This is a genomic window from Mesotoga sp. Brook.08.YT.4.2.5.2., from assembly GCF_003351125.1.
GTDB lineage: Bacteria > Thermotogota > Thermotogae > Petrotogales > Kosmotogaceae > Mesotoga.
In genome coordinates, this window is the sequence record NZ_JPGZ01000006.1 from 99934 (window position 1) to 122723 (window position 22790).

Genomic DNA, 22790 nt, shown 5'->3' on the forward strand with positions numbered 1-22790 from the left:
TTATAGCATTACATTAATACTTCAGCAGTAACTAGCCCGATTTTCAGTAATTTATCAATTCAAAGATGTGAAATAGACAGAACTTAAGATACTTGGTCTCGAATATCGAAGTAACCTCTGGATGATCCAATGATTGTCCACCCCTGAAAGCTACTAGACCCAATTTCTTACAATCGTGAAAAGCATCATTGATCGTTCTCATCCAATCTTCTTCCGAAACGATCTGTGTGCAAGAAGAAGAAGCAATCAATGCCCCGTCGTTTAAACTCTTGATTACTCTCAGGTTCAGTTCTTTGTAGCCCCTGAGAGCGTTCTTCTTGGAAGATGGAGATTTCGCCATTGCCGGAGGGTCTATTACTGCAAGACCAAAGCCTGAAAGACTGTTCTCTCTCAAGTAATCAAAAGCATTTGTCTTGATGAACTCACACTTATCAGAGAACCTGTTTATCTCTGCTACTTCCTTTGCGACGGAGAGCGCACGCTCAGATGAATCGACCAGTATCGCACTTCGTGCTCCTTTGTTTATGCAATGAAAGGAGAAATTACCTGTGTAAGAAAAAACGTCGAGTACTCTTCGACCGGCGGCGTACTCTGATAAGCGCTTTGCGTTTTCTCTCTGATCGAGAAAAAAACCGGTCTTCTGCCCTTTTGTGTCTGCAAGAAAACTGATCCCGTTTAAGCTGAATGGCAGAAGCTCCGGCCCGTTGCCGTACAACCATCCTTCTTTAGCTTCCAGGCCCTCCTTTGCAAGGGAGGTTCCTTCGCTCTTTTCGAAAATCCCCTTTGGTTTCAAAACGAGGATCAAGGCTTCGATGATTTCCTTCTTCATTAGCTGGATGCCAAGAGTATTGAATTGAACTACGAGCCAATCGGAGAATCTATCAACTATCAATCCTGGTAGACCATCCGCCTCGCCGAATACGATTCTCAAGGCGTCACTATCTTCTAGAAGTAGAGACTTCACTTGTATTGCTCTTCGGATTTTTCCTGAAAAGAAGTCTGTATCGAGTTTGCAGTTCCTTCTTGTAATTAATCTTACTCTTATCGTGGAACCGGAATTGTAGTAACCCTTTCCCAAGAATTGCCCAGAATACGTAAACACGTCCACTATGCAACCATCATCGAGCGGGTCGTGTTTTTCGATTTCGTTGTCGTAGACCCACGGATGGCCAAAAGCTACCCTCCTCTTGATTTCTTTCTTGAGGAACACTCTGGGGCTCAATCGCTTATTATCCTCTTGTAAAGATTAACGAAGAATTGCTTGTCGAAGTCACCCGGCGTCTTTTTCAGATGAGATGCTTTAGAGGTCTGATCGGACCATTTCTCTATCTCTTCTTCGGAGAGCTGTAATGAGACTCTTCCTACACCAAACTCCTGTAAGAAGGCGTTAAGCTCATCTAGATCAGTGAAAGGTTCTATTGCACCGCTTATTCTATTCGGGTCGGTTCTGGCTATTCTTTCGAGTATCCCAATCAACATGAGTGCATTTGCCATTCCATGCTTTATGCCTTTGAAGGATGAGAGAGGATAACCTGCGGCATGAACTGCGGTCGTTCCCGTGTGGGCAATAACAATCCCGGCAAGTGTCGCGGCGAACTGTATCCGCTCTCGGGAAGAGACATCATTTTCATTCTTCAAGACTTCACGGAGTGATCGCTTTATAATCTTCGTTGCTTCCTTCGAAAGCATCTTCACCAGGGGGTTCTGTCCCTTGTTGACTGCTTCGCCTTCTATAGAATGAGATAAGGCATCGAGTGCAGTTGAAATTGTCACATCCACGGGCATTGTTACGGTGTATCTCGCATCCAAGAAAGAGATTCTAGGAAATGTTGAAGGCATGCCAAAGCCCTTTTTCGAACCTTCCGGATCGGTTAAAATCGAGTACTGTGTAACTTCACTTCCGGTCCCAGACGTGGTGGGGACTGTGACAATTGGAAATGCGGGAAGATCCTTTCCTTTGAATAGATCTCTGCAGCTGCAGTTGCCATTCTTCCCAACTACCGAGATAGCCTTGGCAGCATCTAGCGGACTTCCACCACCGATAGCTAACACGAAATCGCACGCGCTATTTGAGAGCATTTTTCCGCCCTTCTCAATTGTTGAGAAGGAGGGATTCTCTTCCACTTCATCAAATAATGTGCTTGGAATATCCAACGCGTCAAGCACTTCCTGCACATCGTCAAGTGCCCCGCTCTTTATTGCTGAAGACCTTCCAGTGACTATGAAAGCATTAGTTCCTATCTCTCTGAACAGCTCATTATTATGACTTATTGTTTTAGTCCCCGAGAAGACTCTAGTTGGCAGGAAATATTTCCACATTCAATCACCTTCTATAGATCAACTTAATCAATACTTCTTTTGATTCGGTTGCCGTTTTCTCAAGTTGAGACCAGTATTCGTCTTTGAGATTAACAGGCTCTTTCAGAGAACTGTTGATGGCTAGACTCAAGCTCTCGCAGCTTCCTTCAAATGAGAGTTCGCAATCCTTGTTAAGAGATCTCACAAATCTATCGAGTTTTGTGTTCTTCTTCCACACAAATGGAACTCCTAATGAGATAGCGAGAATTGCTCCGTGAAGACGCTCAGTAATTATCAGTTCTGCATTGTTGAAGATTCTTATCATCCCTTCGAGGTCTTCGGGAGGCTTTCTAACTTTGAATCCATTTGATCTGGCCTTAGATTCGAGCTCACTTCTCTTTTCTTCGTCATGATGATTGTGAAAACCCACAGCGCATACTTCAGTCAGATTGTTCAGCCTCAGCGAATTGAGGACGTCATCAACACTCGTTCCATTTTTCAATACAATTACCGCAAGACCACTTTCGGTTGTTCGTTTTTCCGGAATTATTCCCATTTTCTGCAAATAGTAGGGGCCGTAGTCAGTACCTGAGATAACTCTCTTCGAGAAAGAAGCGAAATATTTGTAGCTGACTAAGTCTCTCATTACACCAAAGGTAAGAGGATTATTCAGCAGCTTATTTAGAGCTTTTCTGTTGATCTGTCTGTTCAACGGTCCAAAACCTTGAGAGAGAAGAAGCAGAGGTTTCCCCCTGTTAAGGGTATGCCTGGCAATCTCATAATAGTAAAGGAAGCTCCTCCAACTAGTCTGGTCCTGTAGGAGATTTCCCCCTCCGAAGATGGTGACAATTGAGTGCCTAATTGAGTTTGTGATCTCACCAATACTAAAGCGACTAACCAATCTGATATCGAGTTTCGAAGGGAATCTATGAGTTATTTGCTCTATTTGAGAAGATGCGGGCAAGTATATTGGCCCTTCAAACCCTATCTCATCAATTAGGGATAGTGATGAAAGCAATAGTAGATCGTCGCCAAGGTTATTATATCCATAGTAACCCACCAGCGTCAGCCCGCCAAAAGAAAACTGTCTCACCTCAAAACCTCCAGGAACATTCAACGATAATATTCTATCACATGTGAATCATCGAACACGCTGTTCACAAAGCGTTGCAAGGGATGTACAATCTATTTATGCTAGGTGGACTTCTGAAAAGGAAAACCTCTTTCCCGTTTCTATACTATCTCCTTGCAACAATGCTTGGGGAGCTGTTGGTATTTGCACTTGCCTGGACGGCAGGTGCATGGATACCACTTATCTTTGTATCGACAGCCGTTATTCTTCTTTCTTCCAGATGGGTCAGCCCTTTCATATGGCTCATATTCTTTGTGGTCGGTTGCCTCGGTCAGTCTTTAACGTTGAAGACACTTGATCCTGGAAAGGTAGAATATGTGGGATACATATCCAGAGGCGGAACGGGAAACGTTGAGGCAAGCATGGGAAGAGTGCTTGTTGAGGGAAAGTGGATGAATCTTCCCGTCGCTGTAAACATAAGGCTTTCCGACAGAAAAGCCGCAGCTTTTGCGGGCCAGATAATCTGGACAGCGGGAACTCTTATAAGGCAAGAATCATTTCCTCTTTTCAAGATCGAATCAAATATTGAGGCCTGTGTCGAGAGGCTAGAGGTCTTCTCTTATCCTGGAAAGTATGTTACTGAGTTACTTTCGAGGTACAAACTAAATGACACGATTGCTGCAGCCGTCTTCACCGGCGATAGAAGCCACATTGATTTTGAGACCAGGGAGAGGATTTCTGATCTTGGAGTTGCGCATTTGTTTGCGGTTTCTGGTTTGCACATCGGTCTTATGTATTTGCTGGTCCATTCCGCTATCTCTTTTCTCATGTTAGGTAGGAAAACGAAGCTGATACTTTCTATTGTCGTGCTCTTCTTCTATACCTTATCTACTGGTCCAGCGATATCTGCTACCAGAACATTTTTAATGTTACTGTGTTATTCACTACTGAAGATCATTGATTACCGACAGCACCCGCTTAATATTCTGGGATTTTCCGGAATTATTATTGTTATGGCACAACCATCTATTGTTGCGTCAATTTCATTCCAGCTGAGTTTCTTTGCAACAGCTGCGCTTCTAATCTTCTTGCCTGCAATCGAGAATAAGAATCTGCTAAGTCAGACATTGCTTGTTGGAGCGATCGCTCAGACGGCTATCATCCCGCTTTCTCTAAGTACATTTGGCACGTTGTCTCTAGCAGGAGTACCGTTAACCGTAGTAATGGTTCCAGTCTTCGTTGTGCCTTCGTATCTTGGAATGATTTTCATCTTGATAGCAGATCTTGTTGGGCTGCAAATAGTAGGCAGTTTTATTGCTGGTAGCCTCAGAGCCATGTCCTCGCTACTTGGTGAAGTCACTAGTGTAATTGGGGGAGTCATCCCGACGATACGCTTTGAACCTCTTACTGCCTATCTATTATCGTTGCTGTCACTTTTCTTATTCTTCACTTTGCTCAGGCATTCTGGACACAAACCGTAGAATTTAAGCTGATGATCGTCTATACTATATCCTGTTCTTGACTTCACAAGCTCTTCAAGTTCTTCGAGATTGTCAAGGTGAAACTCGACAACGGAACCGCAGTTGCTGCAAATTATGTGATGATGATGATGCTCTCCCCTTTTCACCGGTTCGTACCTTACAATTCCATCTTCGAAAATAATCTTCCTTAGAAGGCCTATCTCTACGAGCAACTCAATGGTTCTATAAACGGTTGCTTTGCTTATCCCGAATTTCTTGCTCTGAATCTTGTGGTAGACTTCGTCGGCGCTTAAGTGATCTGTCTCAGCTTCAAAGAAGAATCTTAGCACGTACTCTCTTTGAGCTGTCATTCTCTGGTTTCTTCTCTTAAGTTCGGCCCTTAGTTGGTCTTTCTTCATAATCAGTCACCGTCCGTTCCAGACTGAGTTACATTATGGGCTTTATGTCGATCTTCCAGCCTGTCAGTTTTGCGGCAAGTCTCGCGTTCTGTCCGCCTTTTCCAATTGCTAGAGATAATTGTGTTGGAGAAACGTAAACCACCGCCTCGTGGGTTTCTGCATTCACAATTTTCACTTCTAAAGCGGAGGCTGGTGCAATCGAATTGCCGACTAGTTCGGCCGGAACATTGCTCCATCTTAGGATATCGACCTTTTCGGGTTTTATCTCGCGAAGAACCTCGGCAATTCTTGCACCGCTTTCCCCTATGCAGGCTCCTACGGGATCAACCTTGGTATTATCGCTGAAGACAGCTACCTTAGACCGGACCCCTTCCTCTCGAGCTATTGCTTTGACTGTCACATCTCCGCTTTCGATCTCTGGAACCTGAAGTCTGAGCAGCTCGATGACGAATTCAGGTGTACGTCTCGTCACAAGCAAACGAGGACCTCTTGCAGATCTCGCAACATCCACAACAAAGACCTTCATCAGAGAGTTCAGCCTCGGCTGTTCTCCAGGAATTAGTTCCTTTGTGGGAATTCTAGTCTCTAACTTTCCTATTCGAAGGTCAACCCATTCGGAAGTGACTCTCAATATCTCAGAAGTGGTTGCTGTGCCTTTCATATCTACATACTTATCGAACAGGTTTTCTTTTTCCTTTTCACGGATCTTTTGAATTAGCACCTGCCGAGCTGTCTGTGCAGCGATTCTCTTGAACTTCTTGATATTCAACTTTCTCTCAATTGTGGTGCCTATCTCAGCGGCAGAATTTACCTTGAGAGCTTCTTCCAGAGTTACTTCCAAAGAAGGATTCTCTACTGTATCAACAACAACAAGTCTTTCGAAAACCTCAATGTCACCTGTAAGTCTGTCTATTCTCACATCGACATCGCTTTCCGAAGCGAAATTCTTCTTGTAGGCGCTTTGCAGCGCTTTCTCAAGTATATCAATGACCTCTTCTTTTTCGATACTCTTTTCGTCCTGCAGTTGGTCAAGGGCTTCCAAGAGATTGAGATTCATATGAACACCTCACCATCCAAATCATAGTTTTAGGTTAGCACGCTTAACATTTGAAAAGTGGAATGCTATCTCTTTACCGTTCTCAGAGCTCTCGACAGTAACAACTTCACCTTGGCACGAGACAATCTTTCCAATCACAACTGAAATCCCTTCAACGGGTTCCTTGAGTATAATCTTTGCCTTCTCTCCAGTGAATCTGAAATAATCATCAAGATCTCTTAATGCACGTTCAAGTCCCGGGGATTCGACTACCAGATCATAAGAGAAGGGAACGAGGTCCGCTGAATCAAGTGCTCTATCAAACTCGGCCGAAAACGATTCACAGTCGCTTATTGAGATATATCTGTCCAGCTTATCGATCGTGACTTTCACCAGTCTCTTCTTTCCTCTTCTTGAGAGACCTAGGTCATAGATCGAATACCCCAGGTTGTTTGCGACTTCATTTGCCAGCGCGAGCAACTCTTTCTTCAGGTCCTCCACAAACAACACCACCATAATAAAAAATAGAGGGCAACATAAGCCCTCTCCCTTTGGGAGCATTTCAACTAAAGCAATTATAACTCTTTTGTCAGCAGCAGTCAATACGAAGATCTAATCTGCTAGTGATATGTCCTCTCTCCTTACCACAATTCCGCCAAGAAGGACTATTACAACTGCCAGTGAGAGATTCAGAATGGAAGGAGCAATCACCTTGGAGAGACTGAAATCTAGCATCGAGATGCCTTGAAGCGCTACGAGAAGAGATGTTACGGGAAGGTTTTTACTGAAGATCTCAAGCCATTCGGGGAACATTGAATGAGGTATCAGGATTCCACTGAGAATTAACACGGTCGTAACAATAGAAACAGATGTAAGCTGCGCACTCCTAGCAGAATTGAAAATCGTGCCGATCAGAATCCCTATGGATGTGAAAAGGAGAATAAATACCTCAATTACCGCTATATAGAGAAAGAGATTAGAGGCTATCTGGAGCCCAAAAAGGCTTCCAGCAGTTATGAATATCAGAACCTGTATTGTGGAAAAAACCGTGAAACTCAAAACCTTGGCTCCTGTATACTCTAATGCTCCAACGTTCGAAAGCCGTAGAAGGTCAATCACTCCACTTCTGCGATCCTCGAAGATTCCCGTTGCGGCTCCGACTGTTGAAACAAACATTATCGTCGTAACCAGGACTATTGGAAAGAGAAGGGAAGAGAAACTGAGTCTTGACTCAGTTATCCCTTCAACGGAGAGAGAGGGTGCCACATAATTCGGGTCGATATCCACTGTTTTCATAAATTCTGGATCTGCAACAACGGGGAGAGCTTTGAATTCTCTCAATACGTTGCTCATCACTTGATAGATTGCAACCGCAGTCTGCATCGAACCGGGATTGGGAATGAAGATTAGCTCCGACGGTTCCTGAAAAAGGAGATTGTTTGCAAATCCCCTTGGAATAACAAAGACACCATCTAGATCATCGATTACGGAGTCGATTTCACTCCTGCTTGAAAGCTGGACGATATTTTCGCCTTTAAGCATTGATGTAGCGTACTGTACGAAAAAAAGCCCTACAAATGTCCTGTCTTCATTTACAATACCTATCCTCAAGTTTGAGTAACCTCCCGTATCGGAAGTTATGGAAGAGATTGATGCAAGAACTACCGGCAGCAATACCAGCATCAGAAGAAAAGCTCTTGACTTGAAAATGAGAAGAAGATCATTTTGGACAAGCTTCAGAAACCTCAAGCAACGCTCCTCTCTTTCTAGGTCTCGGCACCAAATCACGTTTGACAACAATTATTATACTATATACCAATTAGAATCATTAGCTCAAGACCTTCTTTTGCCAATTACTACACTCATAGTTTAAAAGCCACAACGAGGATGGCAGTCACACCTACACAACTATCTAGTGGTAGAATCACACCAAGAACAGTTCAGGCTGTTCAGTCGTCTAAAATCAGAGTACGATCCTGGAGGTGAATAAATGAAGAAGTTGACGGTGCTTGTTTTACTTGTTGTCGGAGCACTATCACTAGCTAGTGTTGATTCCATGGCAGAGAGACTGCCAGTGTCGTCACAGAGCGTCCTGGTAGTAGAGCACTTAAATGATAATTACAAAGTTTCGAAGCAAACAGTTCTATTTGATATGGTGCTCAATCAGCTGGCCATAGAACAGCTGATTGCTCAGTACGTTGAGATGCTGGCATATAATAATGGTCTTGATCCGAAGGATATTTTTAGGGCTTTCGATGGAGATTTCGGGTTGGCCGCATGGGTGGATTCAGAGGGCTTAGATCGAGTGATAGCAATCCTTGGCCCGATATCAAACCCCAGAACTGTGAAGACGGCAATTGAGAAATTGCTTCCACAGTTGCTGCCTTCTGATATCAAACTGAGTGTTGCTGTGGATCAAGAGTACCTTTACATTGGCGACATCGAGGCATATTCGATGGTTGGAAAGGGATACAACCTCTCTCTGGTTAAGTCTGATCTCTCGCCGGGTTTCGGCTATTTCTACGTGGATATGGGAGGCACTATTCAGAAGGGCTCTGTTTGGAATGAGGAGGGGATATTGATTGCAGAGGTATTGTCTATTCCTCTTTTTGAAGAAAGCAGAGAGAGGTTTCATGTTGCTCTAGAAGGAGCCTCTGTTGACGATCTTGAAGTTACTCGTCACCTCCCACTTGTTTCTGGATTTGCAAGGATTAACGATCTTTCCTTTCTATCGGAACTTGAATTTGACGGTCTCGGCTTTGTTCCTCTAGAGTTGGAAGCTCTCAGAATAGGTAATGTGAGCTTCGTAGATTTCTCAAAAGATATGACAGGCGAGATTATGATCGATGCAAATATCTCGGTTGACGATATCTTCTCAAGCCTTATGGGAACGCAGGGGGCTGCTTCCGATGACTCTGAATCAGTTGGATATTCTTATGTAGTTAGGACAGGGTACAAAGGATCAATAGATGATGCTAGATCTATGATTGAAAAGACTGATCCCGATCTGCAAGTATTGGTTTCAGGCGACGTTCTCATTGTTGAGGGCCAGTACATTTGGGTTCAGGATGGTTGGTTGTACGTTTCTTCGAAGAATCAAATCAGAACCAACGAAGAGCTTCAAAATGGAGTGGTAGTCTCGGAACTGAAAACATACAACAAACTCCTCGGGTTCGTAGGTTCTGATGGGTTTGCGCGTCTCTTTATTGATTCAGGCTACATATTGACCGGGCTTATGGGATTGGAGATTGAGAGCGGAGTGCTTATAAATAGCGAGTTCATCGAAGATATGGGTGTAATCAGAAGCCTTGTGGTAATCAAGTAAAAAAAGAGCCCCTGCACTTAGCGGAGTGGCGGGGGCAAGAACATCTCGTTGACATAATTATACCTTTTTGAAGATAGATAGTCAAGTGTATACTTATAGGAGATTTGATTTGCGCCTGGATAAATTTCTTAAGGTTAATGGAATAATAAAGCGAAGAGTAATTGCAAAAGAAGCGATTGATAAGGGTTATGTTGAAAGGAACAATGTTCCGGCGAAACCATCTTCCGAACTAAAACCCGGAGATGTCGTTTCAGTAAGCTTTTCGAATAGGACTCTTGTAGTGAGAGTCACAGAAGAATTTCTTTCAGAAGTGATTAGGGAAACTAGAGAATAAGCTCGCCGGACTTGATATCAAGGATCTCCCCGTCTTCTCGTTCGATCTGTAACGATGATGGGTTGATCCTCTTTATTATACCTGTCACTTTCTCCTCTTTGTGTAGGGATACAGTTATTTCGTCTCCCTCGGAAAAAGCAAGGTGTTTCTTCCAAAGTCTCGTCAAGTATTTGTTCTTCCCTCTGATGATATATCGCTTCCTCAGAAGTTCAATCCTTTTGTTGAGCTTGCCAAGAAGCAATTCGAGGGATATGTAGGTTCCTTTCACCGAGTTAAGAGATGTGGCAATCTTGTTCAATTCAGCGGGGATCTCGTTGTTTACGTTTATGCCTATGCCAACCACGATACCATTGAGCGAGTTCCCGGTGAAGACAGCTTCAGTTAATACGCCAGCAACTTTCTTGTTGCTAATGAGGATATCGTTGGGCCATTTTATTCTGACAGACTTAAAGCCCAGCTGCAATAGAGTCTCGACTATAGCAACAGAGACGGTCTTTGTGTATTCATTTGGCTCTTTGATTAGCGTTGGCTTGAATACAACGGAGAACCACAATCCACCTTTACCTGAATACCAGGCTCTTCCATGTCTACCATAACCCTCTGTTTGAGAAAGTGACCATATGACCGAGCCAGAAGGCAGCCTGTCTAGGTTATCAATAGCGAATCGATTTGTCGAATCGATTTCAGAGAAAGAAACTACATTCTCTCCTACCATCATGTCAACACTTCATCTTTTCGGGATTATCAAGCCTGGAACCGCCGCTCTTCAAACCTCTTCAACACCCTCAAATGCGTTTTCCTCATCGGGGAACATTCCCGACTTCACTTCTTCGTCAAACCTTGAAAGAGCAGCAATGATATCTGTTTTCAGGTTAGCGTATCTCTTTATGTACTTAGGTTTCGACTCGTCGTTTATGCCGAGAAGATCATGCAATCTAAGAAACTGTCCATTGCAGTAACGCCCTGAACCCAAGCCGAATGTTGGTACTGACGTGTCCTCAGTCAGCCTCTTGGCAACGTCTTCAACAACCATTTCCAGAAGAATCGCAAAGACGCCTGCTTCTTCGAGATCATTCACAGATTCAATAAGCCTCTTGATGCTTCTTTCATCTCTTCCCTGTATGTGGTACTCCCCATCCAAGCTGGCGTGTTCAGGAGTTATTCCAATATGTCCCATAACAGGTAATCCTCTATCAACTAGATACTTGATCAGGTCTGCAGTTTCGTAACCTCCCTCAATCTTTACAGCGTTGGCGCCGTGCCTTAGAAAGGCAATAACATTTTCAACTGCCTTCTCTCTTGAACATTGATAGGATCCAAAAGGCATATCGGCAACAATAAACCCCTGCTTTGAGCCCCTGCGGGCAGATTTAAGAGACCAGATCATTTCGTCCATTGTTACCGATAATGTATCTCTTTTGCCCATAACCATAGTTCCGAGGGAGTCTCCTACAAGGATTAAATCAACACCGGCCTGTTCTGCGAATTTGGCTTCAAAGTAACTGTATGCGGAAACCATGGATAGCTTTCTTTGATCCTTTGATTCAATGATTTCTCTTACATTCATAATCAACCTCACGTCCTTCAAAAATCGAATTTGCCTGTCTCAGGTTCTAATACTCAATATCTCGCTATTTCTGAAAAATTGACCCTAACAATGAGATTATACATTTTTGCCTACCTCCAGAGCAAAGCAATCTGAGACGACGTGACCACTGTCGGCGAATCAACATCTAGAATCTCGAGTAGAATAATTAAGATATATAATTGTTTCGGGCGAGAGGAGAGCATAATGAGGAGAAGAGCAGAGTTTTTACTTCCAATATTCATGATTTCTATAATGGTGTTTGGCCTCATCGTGTTGTTTAGCGCAACTTTTGGTGAGAGAGAGGAGTATCTGTTCGGAAGGCAATTGGTTTGGGTGCTGCTTTCTTGTGCTGTCTTCGTTTTCACGGCGTATGTGATTAAGAGAAACTTTTGGAAGAGTATGTCTATTGTCTTGATTTTTGCTTCCGTGGTCACTTTGGTCGCAGTTCTCTATTTGGGTTCTGGAGAAGGTTCAAGAAGATGGATAGATCTGGGCATCGCCAGTTTTCAGCCATCCGAGCTGGCCAAATTCTCTTTGATACTTTTCTTGGGGTTCATCTATTCTAGGGAAGCGAAAAACAAATACGGCCTTTTCTCTCTTGGTGTTCTCTCTGCCGCCATCTTTGCAGGTCTGATTTATCTGGAACCCGATCTCGGTTCGACGATCATAATTGTAGTAATCTGGTACTTTGTTACTCTCATCAGCAAGAGATTTGATAAACTGATGATTGCGATGACTGCTTTGATTGCTTTCTTTGTTCCAGTTGTCTTTATGTTCGGGCTCAAGCCATATCAAAGGGATAGGCTCCTCAGCTTCTTGAATCCAGAAGAATATGCGTCAGGTGCCGCCTATAATACTATTCAGGCAATCAGAGCAATTGGTTCTGGAGGTCTTGAAGGTACCGGAATGCTTCAGGGTACTATGAACAGACTTGGATACGTTCCAGCAGATCACACAGATTTCATTTTCTCGGTTCTGGGGGAGGAATGGGGTTTCATAGGCTCCGTTTCGCTTATAGTGTTGTATTCTTTGCTCTTATGGAGAATCTGGTCGATTACCAGAAAAACCACAAGTGAGTTTGGTAGAATAGTTCTTAGCGGGATATTCGCTGTTTTTGCCTTTCACGTGGTAGAGAATATCGGAATGAATCTGGGGCTTCTGCCAGTCACGGGCATCCCTTTGCCATTTGTAAGTTACGGTGGATCGTCATCGATGATATTCGCGCTACAGTTGGGTATTGTCCAAAGTTACACAGGTAAAGAGGTCGAGTACGATAGAGAACATGAATAGCAGTTTGTTTGAGGAGGTACAGATGAGACTCATTGAATCAGTGCCAAATTTCAGTGAAGGAAGAAGGCTGGATGTGGTAGAACAGATTGTCGAAGAGTCCAGTAAGGTAAAGAATGTATGGGTTTTAGATTATTCAAGTGATGCTGATCACAATCGTTCTGTCGTTACGATTGCCGGTGAACCCGAAGCAGTTGAAACTGCTCTGTTCAATATGACTCTTAAAGCAAAAGAACTGATCGATCTAAGAAACCATTCTGGTGAACATCCGAGGATGGGAGCAACTGATGTTATTCCTCTCGTTCCAGTTATGAACACGACAAAGGAGGAATGCGTGGAACTCTCCAAGAAACTGGGAAAGAGAATTGGTGACGAGCTACAGATTCCAGTCTACCTGTATGAAGACTCCGCGACTTGTTCGGAGCGTGTAAGTCTCTCAAACATAAGAAAAGGAGAGTTCGAAAACTTTGCTTCGAAGATGGCTGACGAACAGTGGAAACCTGATTTTGGTCCTTCAGAGATTCATCCTTCTGCAGGTGTTGTGGCGGTGGGTTGTAGAGAGTATCTTATCGCTTTCAACGTAAATTTGGGAACTGACAAAATCGAGATCGCAAATAAGATCGCGAAGTCAATCAGACATATAAGCGGAGGATTTCGGTATGTGAAGGCGCTTGGCTTCAGACTAGAGGACAGGAATATGGTTCAGATCTCGATGAACATGACCAATTACAAAAAGACTCCTCTATTCAGGGTATTCGAAGTGATAAGGTCGGAAGCTGAAAGGTACGGAGTTCCGATTGTAGGATCTGAAATAGTAGGACTTACTCCACTTCAGGCACTTGTTGATGTTGCTGATCATTATCTTAGGCTCGAGAGATTTTCCAGCTCCTCAATTCTTGAGAAGAAGGTGCTGGATTTCATTGCAGACAAGGATAGTTAGAGATGTTGGTTGATTTGGCAATTGTCGACGTCTTGCAGACTGCTTCACCTCCAGAATTGGGGCCATTAAGGGGCAAGAAAATGTCCTCTCTTGAAATCAAACGCGGTGTGAACATTGCAATTGAGGGAGGCAAGATTACTTATGTCGGTAGCGAATTTGTGAAGGCGAACGAGTATGTTGATGGCAGCCAGCTGGTGGTTATTCCCGGATTTGTCGATTGTCATACCCACATCCCGTTTGTCGGCAGTAGAAGTGATGAGTTCATAATGCGGCTTTCTGGGAAGAGTTATATGGACATAATGAATGCAGGAGGGGGTATCAGGTCAACCGTAAGAGAAGTAAGAAGCGCTCCTGCTTCCAGAATTGTGGCCGAGTCAATGGGATACCTTGACGCGATGCTTTCTCTTGGAGTTACTACTATTGAGGGCAAAAGCGGTTACGGTCTCGACAGGGATAACGAACTCAAGCAGCTGAAGGTTCTTAAGACATTGAATTCCATTCACCCAATGGACATTATTCCCACTTTTCTGGGTGCCCATGCATTGACAGAGGAGTATCGATCTGCAGAGGAATTTCTGGATTCGATGGCAGACATGTTCTCTGAACTTGGAGAATACACCGATACGGTTGACATTTTCTGCGAGAAGGGTGTGTTCAACGAAATGCAGTCGAGAAAGTATTTGAGTAAGGCGAAAAAAATGGGATTCAAGACGAAACTCCATGCGGATGAACTTTCATCATCAGGAGGCGGAAGGTTAGCGGTTGAGCTTGGAGCCACCTCCGCCGATCACTTGATCTCCGCAGACAATGAGACATTAGAACTCCTGGCGAAGAGCGATACAGTTTGCACTCTTCTGCCTGGAACATCTTTCTTCCTTAATGAGGATTTTGCACGAGGTCGCGAATTGATAGATAGGGGAGCTATAGTTGCATTAGCCTCAGACTTCAATCCCGGTTCCTGCAACATCTATAACCCTTTCTTAATAATATTCTTGGCGGTTTCGCGTTGTGGTCTTTCCGTAGAAGAAGCGATAAATGCTTACACTGTGAATAGCGCATACGCTTTGCGTCTTGAGAGTAGAAAGGGTAGAGTAGAGCAAGGATACGATGCCGATTTGCTGCTTCTGAAGGTGAAGGATTACAGTGAAATCGTCTACAATTTCTCTAGAGATCTCGTAAAGGGAGTAATCAAGAGTGGAAAGAAAGTAAGATGAATATCAGGATTTTTGCAACGGGGAAGCCAAAGTCGGGTTTTGTTGTTGAGGGTATCGACCAGTATAGAAAATGGCTCAGCAGCTTTGGTAAAGTTGGTATTGAGTATCTCCCTCTAGGAGGCAACACCTCCAGGAACAAGGAGATAGTCAAAGAGAGAGAAGGCAAGAGGTATTTGAAAATAGCCAACTCGAGCGACAAGATACTCCTTCTTGACGAACTAGGAGAACATCGCTCATCGGAAGAGTTTGCACGAATGCTTGAAAAATGGCAAAATATAGGAGTAAGCGGCCTGACTTTCTTCATTGGGGGACCCTTGGGTTTTAGTGAAGAGGTTCTATCGAAGGGCTGGCAACAGCTGTCCTTGTCAAGAATGACATTTACGCATGAAATGGCCGTTCTAATTCTTTTGGAGCAGCTTTTCAGGGCACATACTATTCTTGACAACAGACCGTATCATTATTGATTTGGAGGTGCAAATAAGAAGTGGAAGACCCTACTAGTAGCGGGGACCCTGTTTCGCTTATACTGAATCTGGCACTGCTTGGCTTCCTTCTCTATCTTTCGGGCATCTTCTCTGGAACTGAAACGGCTCTCATGTCGATGAGCAAATTGAAGCTACGCGATCTTATGGATGACAAAGAAAAGCGGTTCAGCAAGTCTGTTAGGTATTTCGTAGAGAACCCTAATTCGGTTCTTACGGCTATACTTGTCATGAACAATGTTGTCAACATACTATCTTCATCACTCGCAACCTTGCTTGCACTGCAGCTCCTTCCGAGCAACTCCGCAGGCATTGCCGCAGCGCTTGTTACGGGAGTTATGACATTCTTAATACTTGTGTTTGGAGAGATCACTCCGAAGATCTTTGCAAGGGAAAACTCTGAAAGACTCTTTAGAAAAATGATAACGGTAATTTCCGTAATCACGATGATTCTGAAACCTCTTTTGTGGCTTCTGTTACGCATCTCGAATTTCTTTATAGTCTTCATTGGAGGTAAGAAAGCCGATTTTGCTCCCTTCATAACCGAAGACGAGATTAGGTCGGCCGTCGATGCCGGCCATGAAGAAGGGGTTCTTCAGTCGGAAGAGAGAATGATTATGAAGAGGACGCTCGAATTGAAGGACATCTCGGTGAAGGAGATTATGACTCCAAGGGTGGAAATCGTTGCACTTGAAGAGGAAAAGCCGCTAATTGACCTAATGGAATTAGTAGAATCGGAAGGCTATTCTCGCTATCCTATTTACAGAGAAAACATTGATAGAATTGTCGGAGTTTGCTACGCGAAAGATCTGCTAAATTTCTTACTCGAAAGGAAGGATAACGATGTCCTGCATAGCATTAGTGTCGAGGAAATTATGAGAGCACCGTATTTCGTGCCCGAGACGAAGAAAGTCGATGATCTGTTAAGAGAATTCAGAGAGAAGAAGAATCATCTCGCGGTAGTTATCGATGAGTATGGCGGGACAGCAGGGATAATAACAATGGAAGATGTAATTGAAGAGCTTACCGGTGAGATCCTGGATGAGTATGACGAAGAGTCCGAAGAGATTATGATAGAGAGGCTAGGAGAAGGCGAGTTCATTGTTGACGGAATGACACCAATAAATGATATCGAGAGAGAACTTGAGCACCATTTTCCAGATACTGAGTTTGAGACAATAGGAGGCTATCTTCTGGAAGTACTTGAAAGGTTTCCGGAAGTCGGAGAGAAGATAATTGTTAATGGCTTTACTTTTGAGATCCTCGCTGCTGGAAAGAATAAAGTTGAGAAGATCAGGCTCATTGTTGACAGGAGGAAGGTTGATGAAAGACAAATCAGAGGAGATAATGCTAATTCAGAAAGCTATTGAGGCAAAGGATAGATCCTATTCGCCATATTCAGGGTTTCCTGTTGGTGCGGCCTTGCTTACTGAGGAAGGCGAAGTGTTCGTTGGAACCAATGTAGAAAACAGTTCTTATGGACTTTCCATCTGTGCCGAAAGATCTGCGATTGTCTCGGCTGTCTCACAAGGATACAGGAAGTTCAGGAGTATTGCAATAGTTAGTAACAGAAAGGAACCGACTTCTCCGTGCGGGGCCTGCAGACAGTTCATGGCAGAATTTGGCAATTTCGAAGTGATTCTAGTGGGCGATGGAATAACCAAGAGAACTACTTCCTATGAGCTCCTGCCACTGCATTTTGAGATGGAGAAGTAAGATGGAGCATTCGATAAGAAAGGAGAAAATCTTTTCGGGCAGAATTCTTGATCTTGAAAGACACACCGTCTCAATCCAAGACGGTACTACGGCATTTAGAGAGGTTGTTCGTCATCCCGGTGCCGTTGCTGTCGTTCCATTCGTAGATGATAAATTGCTGCTCGTGAAGCAATACCGTTTCCCCGTTCAGAAGTTCATGCTCGAGATACCTGCCGGAAAGCTTGATGCCGGTGAGAACCCAGAAGACTGCGCCAGAAGAGAACTGCTGGAAGAGACGGGATATGTTACAAGATACTTACGCAAACTGACTACGATTGAGACTTCGCCGGGATTTTCCGATGAGATAATTCATATCTACCTTGCAGAGGTGGAAAGGGTTCAGGATCCCTGTCCCGATGAAGGAGAGTTTGTGGTGCCGATTCTGATCGACTCAAGAGAGGCGATCAGAATGATTGTTGACGGACAAATAACTGATAGCAAGAGTATTTCGGGGATTTTACTTGCTTTTGCTGGAAGGGAAAGTGATGATGATGATTAGAGTAAGGTTTGCGCCCAGCCCTACTGGATACCTTCATGTTGGTGGTGCCAGAACTGCGTTGTTCAATTACCTGTTTGCGAAGCATTACGGCGGCAAGCTCGTCCTTCGTATTGAAGATACCGACGTTTCAAGATCCACAAAGGAATTTGAGGAGCAACTCATGGAGTCACTTTTGTGGTTGGGGATCACCTGGGATGAAGGACCCGATGTGGGTGGGTCCTTTGGGCCCTATAGACAAAGTGAAAGAGGAGAAGTTTACAGCGAGATGGTATTCGATCTCCTTAAAAGGGGGCTAGCCTACAATGTCTATGCTTATCCTGAAGACATTGAAGCGCTTCACGATGAAATGCTTTCAAAAGGAAAGGCACCTCATTATTCTCAAGAGATGCTGGAGGTCTTCAACTCGCCAGAAAGGGTTTCGGAGTTCGAAGCCAAAGGACTTAATCCGGTTGTCTTCTTTAACATGCCACGCAAGGAGTACAGGCTTCCCGATAAAATCAAAGGCGAGGTTGTTTTCAAAGAGGGAGCAATTGGAGACTTTGTGATAATGCGGTCCAACGGTCAACCAATATATAATTTTGCGGTAGTTGCTGATGACATTTCTATGGAGATTTCTCACGTTTTACGAGGAGATGATCATCTATCTAATACCCTAAGGCAACTTGCTCTTTATGAAGCTTTTGGAGCACCAATACCATCTTTTGCACACTTGTCGATGATTCTTGGGCCAGATGGAAAGAAGTTGAGCAAAAGACATGGAGATACATCTGTAGAGCAATTCAGAGAGAAAGGCTTTTTGCCAGAATCTTTCTTCAATTTTCTTACTTTACTAGGGTGGTCACATCCTGATGGTAAGGAGATCTTACGACACGAGGAGATAATCGAAAGCTTTTCGATTGAGAGAGTGAATACGAGCGCTGCAATCTTCGATGAGACCAAGGCAAGATGGATGAACGGGGTCTACATTCGTGAATGCGATGTGGATAGGATAACCGATCTGACGATTCCGTTTATTGTGAGAGCAGGTCTAATGTCTTCAGAAGAAGTCATCGCCAATAGGAAGTGGTTGAGAAGGGCAATTGACTCCGTTCGAAAGGGAGTGGAAACCCTATTGGAAGTGCCGGAGAAAATGCATCTTTATTTCGAAGAGCCGGAAATCTCTACCTTCAACCCCTCTAGTGATATCGATAGGGGAATCTATAGGGCTCTTGAGGCCTTCAAAGACAGAATAGAGTATCTTGATGCATGGAACAACGATGAAATAGTCGGGACGATCAGAGCAGTTCTCAACGAATTCAAACCCGATAGAAAGGGGTTCTACATGTCCTTGAGGCATATTCTAACAGCGGCCGATGAAGGGCCAGAACTTGTTGATGTTATCTTTCTTCTCGGTAGAAACAAGACTTTGAACAGACTTCAACAGGCTCTGAGATTTGTGTAAAACAAGAGGTCCCGAAAGGCCTCTTGTTTTTGTAATCAGGATTCTTTTTCGTAAGGTATTCCCGAAGCAGCAGGTGATCGCGTCTTGCCAATAAAACCGCCCACCACTATCAGCGTGACAACAAATGGAATCATATTGAATAATGGTTTCACACCTGCCGATACCGACACAATTGAACTACTCTGTAACTGCAGGTTCATCGCTTCCGCCGCTCCAAACAGTATTGCAGCCCACATGGCCCCAACCGGATTCCAGTTTCCGAGGATCATAGCGGCAAGAGCAATAAATCCCCTTCCATGAATCATATTCTCAACGAATCTTCCCAGTTCACCGACCGAAAGAAAGGCCCCGGCAAGACTTGCGAAAACTCCACTCATTAGAACTCCGAAATATCTGATCTTGTAGACGCTTATTCCTAGAGTATCAGCAGCTTCAGGATTTTCTCCGACCGCTCTCATTTGAAGACCAAGAGGTGTTCTGTACAGTAAGAACCAGCTGGCAACAACCGCAATTACTGCGATATACGTAAAAGGACTCATAGAGCCAAAAATCTCGCCTATGAAAGGGATACCCTTCAACCAACCTGCGTCAAGGTATGGAACTCTTCCAATGAAATCGGTCTGGCCTTCGTTTCCAAAGATCGGAATCATCAGGAATGAAGTTGTTCCCTGAGCGATTATCACAAGAGCGGTAGCACTAACTATCTGATTAGCCGACCACCTAATACTTGCCCATGCGTGGAACCAGGTGAACCCCGTTCCTATGATGACGGCCATTAGTACACCGATCCAGGCGTTACCAGAAAGTAGGGTGAAGACGATCGAGGTAAAAGCTCCCATGAGCATAATACCTTCAAGAGCGATGTTCGTAACGCCGGTGACTTCGCTGTAAGTGCCTCCAAGAGCGGCGAATATTAAAGGAGTCGCAGAGAGCAAAGTGAGTTTATAGAATAGGGGGTTGACAAGTATTGCGAAGATCGCTTCGATCCAGCTCATATAGCAGTCACTCCTTTCTTTCGCTTCCACAGAATAAGAGTGGAGACAATTCTCTCAGCAGCCACAAGGAAGATTACTATCCCCTGAATGATCGATACGATGTCATTAGGGATTTGGGCTCTAATCTGCATCGCGTTGGAGCCTGTTCTTAAGGCTGCTATCAAAAGAGCCGCAAAAATTATTCCGATTGGGTGGTTTCTCCCAATTAACGCAATGGTGATACCGTCAAATCCTCTTCCTCCTGTGAGTTCGCCGACGAATCTATGAGGAGGTACTCCAATGAGGTCGACGATTCCTGCCATACCAGCAAGAGCACCACTAATTGCCATTGTGAGAATTATGCTCTTTCTAATACTAATACCGCCATACTCAGCCGCATGCTGGTTGAATCCTACGGCCTTTAACTTGTAACCGATGGTGGTCTTCTCTATCAGGATGTACATTATGATCGCTACAGCAATGGCAATGAAAATCCCAACGCTTAGTTCAGTAGCCTGAACTTTTAGTATTACCGGAAGCTTCGATGCTTCTGCAACTTCCGGACTCTTCGGAGTACCGGAGCCGACCGCCAAGGGTCCGGTCACCATATAGGAAGCAAGGTTAGCTGCAATCCAGTTGAGCATGATCGTTGAAATAACTTCATGCGCTCCAGTGAAAGCTTTCAGAAAACCAGCTATTGATGCCCAGAAGGCACCTGCGAGCATTCCGACTATAATTGAAAGAGGGATGGCAATAACCGAAGGAATTCCCCCGATATTCATGGCTACTATTGCACCTATTAGGGCACCCATCGTCATCTGGCCTTCAGCGCCTATGTTGAAGACTCCTGCTCTGAATCCGAACCCGACTGCGAGACCGGTTAGAATCAGGGGTGTCATCTTCATAATAGTATCTGCAAGTGCTTCCTGACTACCAAACGCGCCGTCAATCATTATGGAATATGCAGTAATTGGGTTCTTACCGATCATGATAATAATCACGGAAGCTATCAGGAGAGCTATCAAAACGGAGACGATCGGTACTAGTAATGCGTAGATCTTGCTGGTATTCATCCTTCATCACTCCGTTCCCTAACGACTTCGGCCTTTTTATGCCCTGCCATCATAAGTCCTATTTCCTCTCTGTCGACTTCATCTGGAGTAACTTCTCCCATAATCTCTCCTTCATAGAAGACAAGTATCCTGTCAGAGAGAGAAAAAATCTCATCGAGTTCCATTGAGATCAGAAGCATGGCAATGCCCTTGCCGCGCATCGAAATCAAAGTCTTATGAATAAACTCGATTGCTCCGATATCCAGACCTCTGGTGGGCTGAGAGACTACCACAACTTTCGGTTCTATCGGAACAACGCTCAGTTCTCGGCCCACGACTACCTTCTGTTGATTCCCGCCCGAGAGGTTGCCAGCGAGCATGTTTATGTTCTTTGGTCTCACATCGAAAGCATCTACTACGCCTCTTGAGAATTCCTTTACGTTTCTAAGGTTTATGAACCCCTCTTGAGAAAAGGGCTCTTCGTCTTGTTTACCAAGGATGAGGTTGTAATAGACTGGATACTGGGCTATCATTCCCCTTCTCAGTCTATTCTCAGGGATGTGTGTCAAACCAGCTTCTCTTATTTCAAGCGCCGTTTGATTAGTAAGATCAACGCCACTCAAGTATATGTTTCCTTTCTCAACTTTCCTAAGACCGGTGATCGCCTCGATAAGCTCTGTCTGACCGTTACCTGCTACGCCGGCGATTCCCACAATTTCCCCCTGACGAACCGAGAACGAGACACCATTGACCGTATCTAAGTTTCGATTATCCTTAACATGGAGATCTTTGACTTCTAGAACGGTTTCGCCGGCGCGTTTCTCTTCCTTTTCGACTCTTAGGAGAACTTCTCTTCCGACCATCATGTTTGCAAGTTGTCTGGGATTTGTGTCTTTGGTGTTCACCTTACCGGTTACTTTCCCGAGTCTCATAACTGTCACCCTATCGGTAATAGCCATGACTTCATTTAGCTTATGAGTGATGAAAATAATCGTCTTTCCATTATCTCTTAACACTCTAAGTATTTTGAAAAGCTCTTCGGTCTCCTGAGGGGTTAGAACGGCTGTCGGTTCATCGAAAACGAGAATCTCGGCACCCCTGAATAGGATCTTCAGAATCTCAACTCTTTGCTGCATACCAACTGGAATGTCTTCAATAAAAGCATCCACATCAACGGCTAGTCCGTACTTTTTAGACAAGTCCGTAACGATCTTACGCGACTTGTTAGTGTCCATGAACATTTTGAAGGGACCGTACTTCGGTTCTGAACCTAGAACTACGTTTTCAGCGACAGTCAGGTTATCCACCAACATGAAATGTTGGTGGACCATCCCGATTCCTATGTCAATAGCATCCTTTGGCCCGTTGATAACTGTTTTCTTACCATTTATGAAGATCTCTCCTTCGTCAGGAGTATAAAGCCCATACAACTGATTCATGAGAGTAGACTTTCCTGCTCCGTTCTCGCCCACAAGCGCATGTATTTCGCCTTTCCTAACAAAGAAATCCACATGATCATTAGCAACAACGGAAGGGAAGGTCTTCACAATTCCTTTCATAGCTACTGCGATACCTGAGAGATCGAGGCTTTCAACGTAGCTTTCTTCCACACGC

At 44.3% G+C, this 22790-nt stretch carries 23 protein-coding genes; 11 read left to right on the top strand and 12 right to left on the bottom strand.

The features are described from left to right. Window positions 1-43: 43 nt before the first annotated feature. The 3 genes from Q502_RS01350 to Q502_RS01360 are packed head-to-tail and all read right to left on the bottom strand — an operon-like array spanning window position 44 to window position 3391. The gene (locus Q502_RS01350) at window positions 44-1222 is read right to left on the bottom strand and encodes a class I SAM-dependent rRNA methyltransferase (protein WP_099830634.1); all 1179 of its coding nucleotides are present in this window, start codon (window positions 1220-1222) and stop codon (window positions 44-46) included. Beyond that, entirely contained in the window at window positions 1219-2319 is a 1101-nt protein-coding gene (locus Q502_RS01355; RefSeq protein ID WP_099830635.1) for an iron-containing alcohol dehydrogenase family protein, read from the bottom strand. The genes Q502_RS01350 and Q502_RS01355 overlap by 4 nt, the downstream gene beginning before the upstream one ends. A gap of 4 nt (window positions 2320-2323) precedes the next feature. Further along, window positions 2324-3391: a polysaccharide pyruvyl transferase family protein gene (locus Q502_RS01360; protein WP_099830636.1), complete on the bottom strand. Its 1068-nt coding sequence runs from the start codon at window positions 3389-3391 to the stop codon at window positions 2324-2326. Window positions 3392-3489: 98 nt separating this feature from the next. On the opposite strand from Q502_RS01360, the gene Q502_RS01365 reads away from it, so the two are divergent. Beyond that, window positions 3490-4851 carry a ComEC/Rec2 family competence protein gene (locus Q502_RS01365; RefSeq protein ID WP_099830637.1) on the top strand — a complete coding sequence of 454 codons (1362 nt, stop codon included), beginning with the start codon at window positions 3490-3492 and terminating at the stop codon, window positions 4849-4851. Here Q502_RS01365 and Q502_RS01370 read toward each other — a convergent pair. The 4 genes from Q502_RS01370 to Q502_RS01385 all read right to left on the bottom strand — a co-directional run bounded on the left by Q502_RS01370 (window position 4782) and on the right by Q502_RS01385 (window position 8034). Continuing rightward, window positions 4782-5249: a Fur family transcriptional regulator gene (locus Q502_RS01370; protein ID WP_099830638.1), complete on the bottom strand. Its 468-nt coding sequence runs from the start codon at window positions 5247-5249 to the stop codon at window positions 4782-4784. The two genes, Q502_RS01365 and Q502_RS01370, sit on opposite strands and share 70 nt — an antisense overlap. A 28-nt stretch (window positions 5250-5277) precedes the next feature. Further along, window positions 5278-6306 carry a transcription termination factor NusA gene (gene nusA, locus Q502_RS01375; RefSeq protein ID WP_099830639.1) on the bottom strand — a complete coding sequence of 343 codons (1029 nt, stop codon included), beginning with the start codon at window positions 6304-6306 and terminating at the stop codon, window positions 5278-5280. A gap of 21 nt (window positions 6307-6327) precedes the next feature. Then, on the bottom strand, window positions 6328-6786 hold the full coding sequence (rimP, locus tag Q502_RS01380) for a ribosome maturation factor RimP (RefSeq protein WP_243392414.1): 459 nt from the start codon (window positions 6784-6786) through the stop codon (window positions 6328-6330). Between the two features lie 111 nt (window positions 6787-6897). After that, complete coding sequence (locus Q502_RS01385) at window positions 6898-8034, bottom strand: ABC transporter permease (RefSeq protein ID WP_099830640.1); 1137 nt, start codon at window positions 8032-8034, stop codon at window positions 6898-6900. Window positions 8035-8275: 241 nt separating this feature from the next. On the opposite strand from Q502_RS01385, the gene Q502_RS01390 reads away from it, so the two are divergent. Beyond that, window positions 8276-9610: a hypothetical protein gene (locus Q502_RS01390; RefSeq protein ID WP_099830641.1), complete on the top strand. Its 1335-nt coding sequence runs from the start codon at window positions 8276-8278 to the stop codon at window positions 9608-9610. 109 nt (window positions 9611-9719) lie between these two features. Next, entirely contained in the window at window positions 9720-9944 is a 225-nt protein-coding gene (locus Q502_RS01395; RefSeq protein WP_099830642.1) for a S4 domain-containing protein, read from the top strand. Here Q502_RS01395 and Q502_RS01400 read toward each other — a convergent pair. After that, window positions 9934-10662 (bottom strand): biotin--[acetyl-CoA-carboxylase] ligase, encoded by a 729-nt coding sequence (locus Q502_RS01400; protein ID WP_099830643.1) that lies wholly within the window; start codon window positions 10660-10662, stop codon window positions 9934-9936. The two genes, Q502_RS01395 and Q502_RS01400, sit on opposite strands and share 11 nt — an antisense overlap. Window positions 10663-10710: 48 nt before the next feature. Continuing rightward, a complete protein-coding gene (gene panB, locus Q502_RS01405) occupies window positions 10711-11511 on the bottom strand; it encodes a 3-methyl-2-oxobutanoate hydroxymethyltransferase (RefSeq protein ID WP_099830644.1) in 801 nt (266 codons plus the stop codon). Window positions 11512-11736: 225 nt separating this feature from the next. Here panB and Q502_RS01410 point away from each other — a divergent pair, with 225 nt between their 5' ends. Genes Q502_RS01410 through gltX form a run of 8 tightly spaced genes read left to right on the top strand, consistent with a single transcriptional unit; the run spans window position 11737 to window position 19150 of the window. After that, a complete protein-coding gene (locus Q502_RS01410) occupies window positions 11737-12822 on the top strand; it encodes an FtsW/RodA/SpoVE family cell cycle protein (protein WP_099830645.1) in 1086 nt (361 codons plus the stop codon). 22 nt (window positions 12823-12844) lie between these two features. Next, a complete protein-coding gene (gene ftcD, locus Q502_RS01415) occupies window positions 12845-13759 on the top strand; it encodes a glutamate formimidoyltransferase (protein WP_099830646.1) in 915 nt (304 codons plus the stop codon). 2 nt (window positions 13760-13761) lie between these two features. Next, entirely contained in the window at window positions 13762-14973 is a 1212-nt protein-coding gene (hutI, locus tag Q502_RS01420; RefSeq protein ID WP_099830647.1) for an imidazolonepropionase, read from the top strand. Continuing rightward, the gene (locus Q502_RS01425; RefSeq protein WP_099830648.1) at window positions 14970-15437 is read left to right on the top strand and encodes a 23S rRNA (pseudouridine(1915)-N(3))-methyltransferase RlmH; all 468 of its coding nucleotides are present in this window, start codon (window positions 14970-14972) and stop codon (window positions 15435-15437) included. The genes hutI and Q502_RS01425 overlap by 4 nt, the downstream gene beginning before the upstream one ends. Before the next feature lie 20 nt (window positions 15438-15457). Further along, window positions 15458-16825: a hemolysin family protein gene (locus Q502_RS01430; RefSeq protein WP_099830649.1), complete on the top strand. Its 1368-nt coding sequence runs from the start codon at window positions 15458-15460 to the stop codon at window positions 16823-16825. Further along, the gene (locus Q502_RS01435) at window positions 16779-17171 is read left to right on the top strand and encodes a cytidine deaminase (RefSeq protein WP_099830650.1); all 393 of its coding nucleotides are present in this window, start codon (window positions 16779-16781) and stop codon (window positions 17169-17171) included. Before Q502_RS01430 ends, Q502_RS01435 begins: the two co-directional genes overlap by 47 nt. Window position 17172: 1 nt before the next feature. Then, window positions 17173-17709: an NUDIX hydrolase gene (locus Q502_RS01440; RefSeq protein ID WP_099830651.1), complete on the top strand. Its 537-nt coding sequence runs from the start codon at window positions 17173-17175 to the stop codon at window positions 17707-17709. Continuing rightward, on the top strand, window positions 17702-19150 hold the full coding sequence (gene gltX, locus Q502_RS01445; protein WP_099830696.1) for a glutamate--tRNA ligase: 1449 nt from the start codon (window positions 17702-17704) through the stop codon (window positions 19148-19150). The genes Q502_RS01440 and gltX overlap by 8 nt, the downstream gene beginning before the upstream one ends. Before the next feature lie 35 nt (window positions 19151-19185). On the opposite strand, the gene Q502_RS01450 is transcribed toward gltX, so the two are convergent. From Q502_RS01450 to Q502_RS01460, 3 genes are read right to left on the bottom strand one after another with little or no spacing between them, the layout of a single operon-like run. Further along, complete coding sequence (locus Q502_RS01450) at window positions 19186-20145, bottom strand: ABC transporter permease (RefSeq protein WP_099830652.1); 960 nt, start codon at window positions 20143-20145, stop codon at window positions 19186-19188. Then, window positions 20142-21197 carry an ABC transporter permease gene (locus Q502_RS01455; protein ID WP_099830653.1) on the bottom strand — a complete coding sequence of 352 codons (1056 nt, stop codon included), beginning with the start codon at window positions 21195-21197 and terminating at the stop codon, window positions 20142-20144. Before Q502_RS01455 ends, Q502_RS01450 begins: the two co-directional genes overlap by 4 nt. Next, window positions 21194-22735, bottom strand: a complete 1542-nt coding sequence (locus Q502_RS01460) for an ABC transporter ATP-binding protein (RefSeq protein WP_180977928.1) — start codon at window positions 22733-22735, stop codon at window positions 21194-21196. The genes Q502_RS01455 and Q502_RS01460 overlap by 4 nt, the downstream gene beginning before the upstream one ends. Window positions 22736-22790 lie beyond the last annotated feature (55 nt).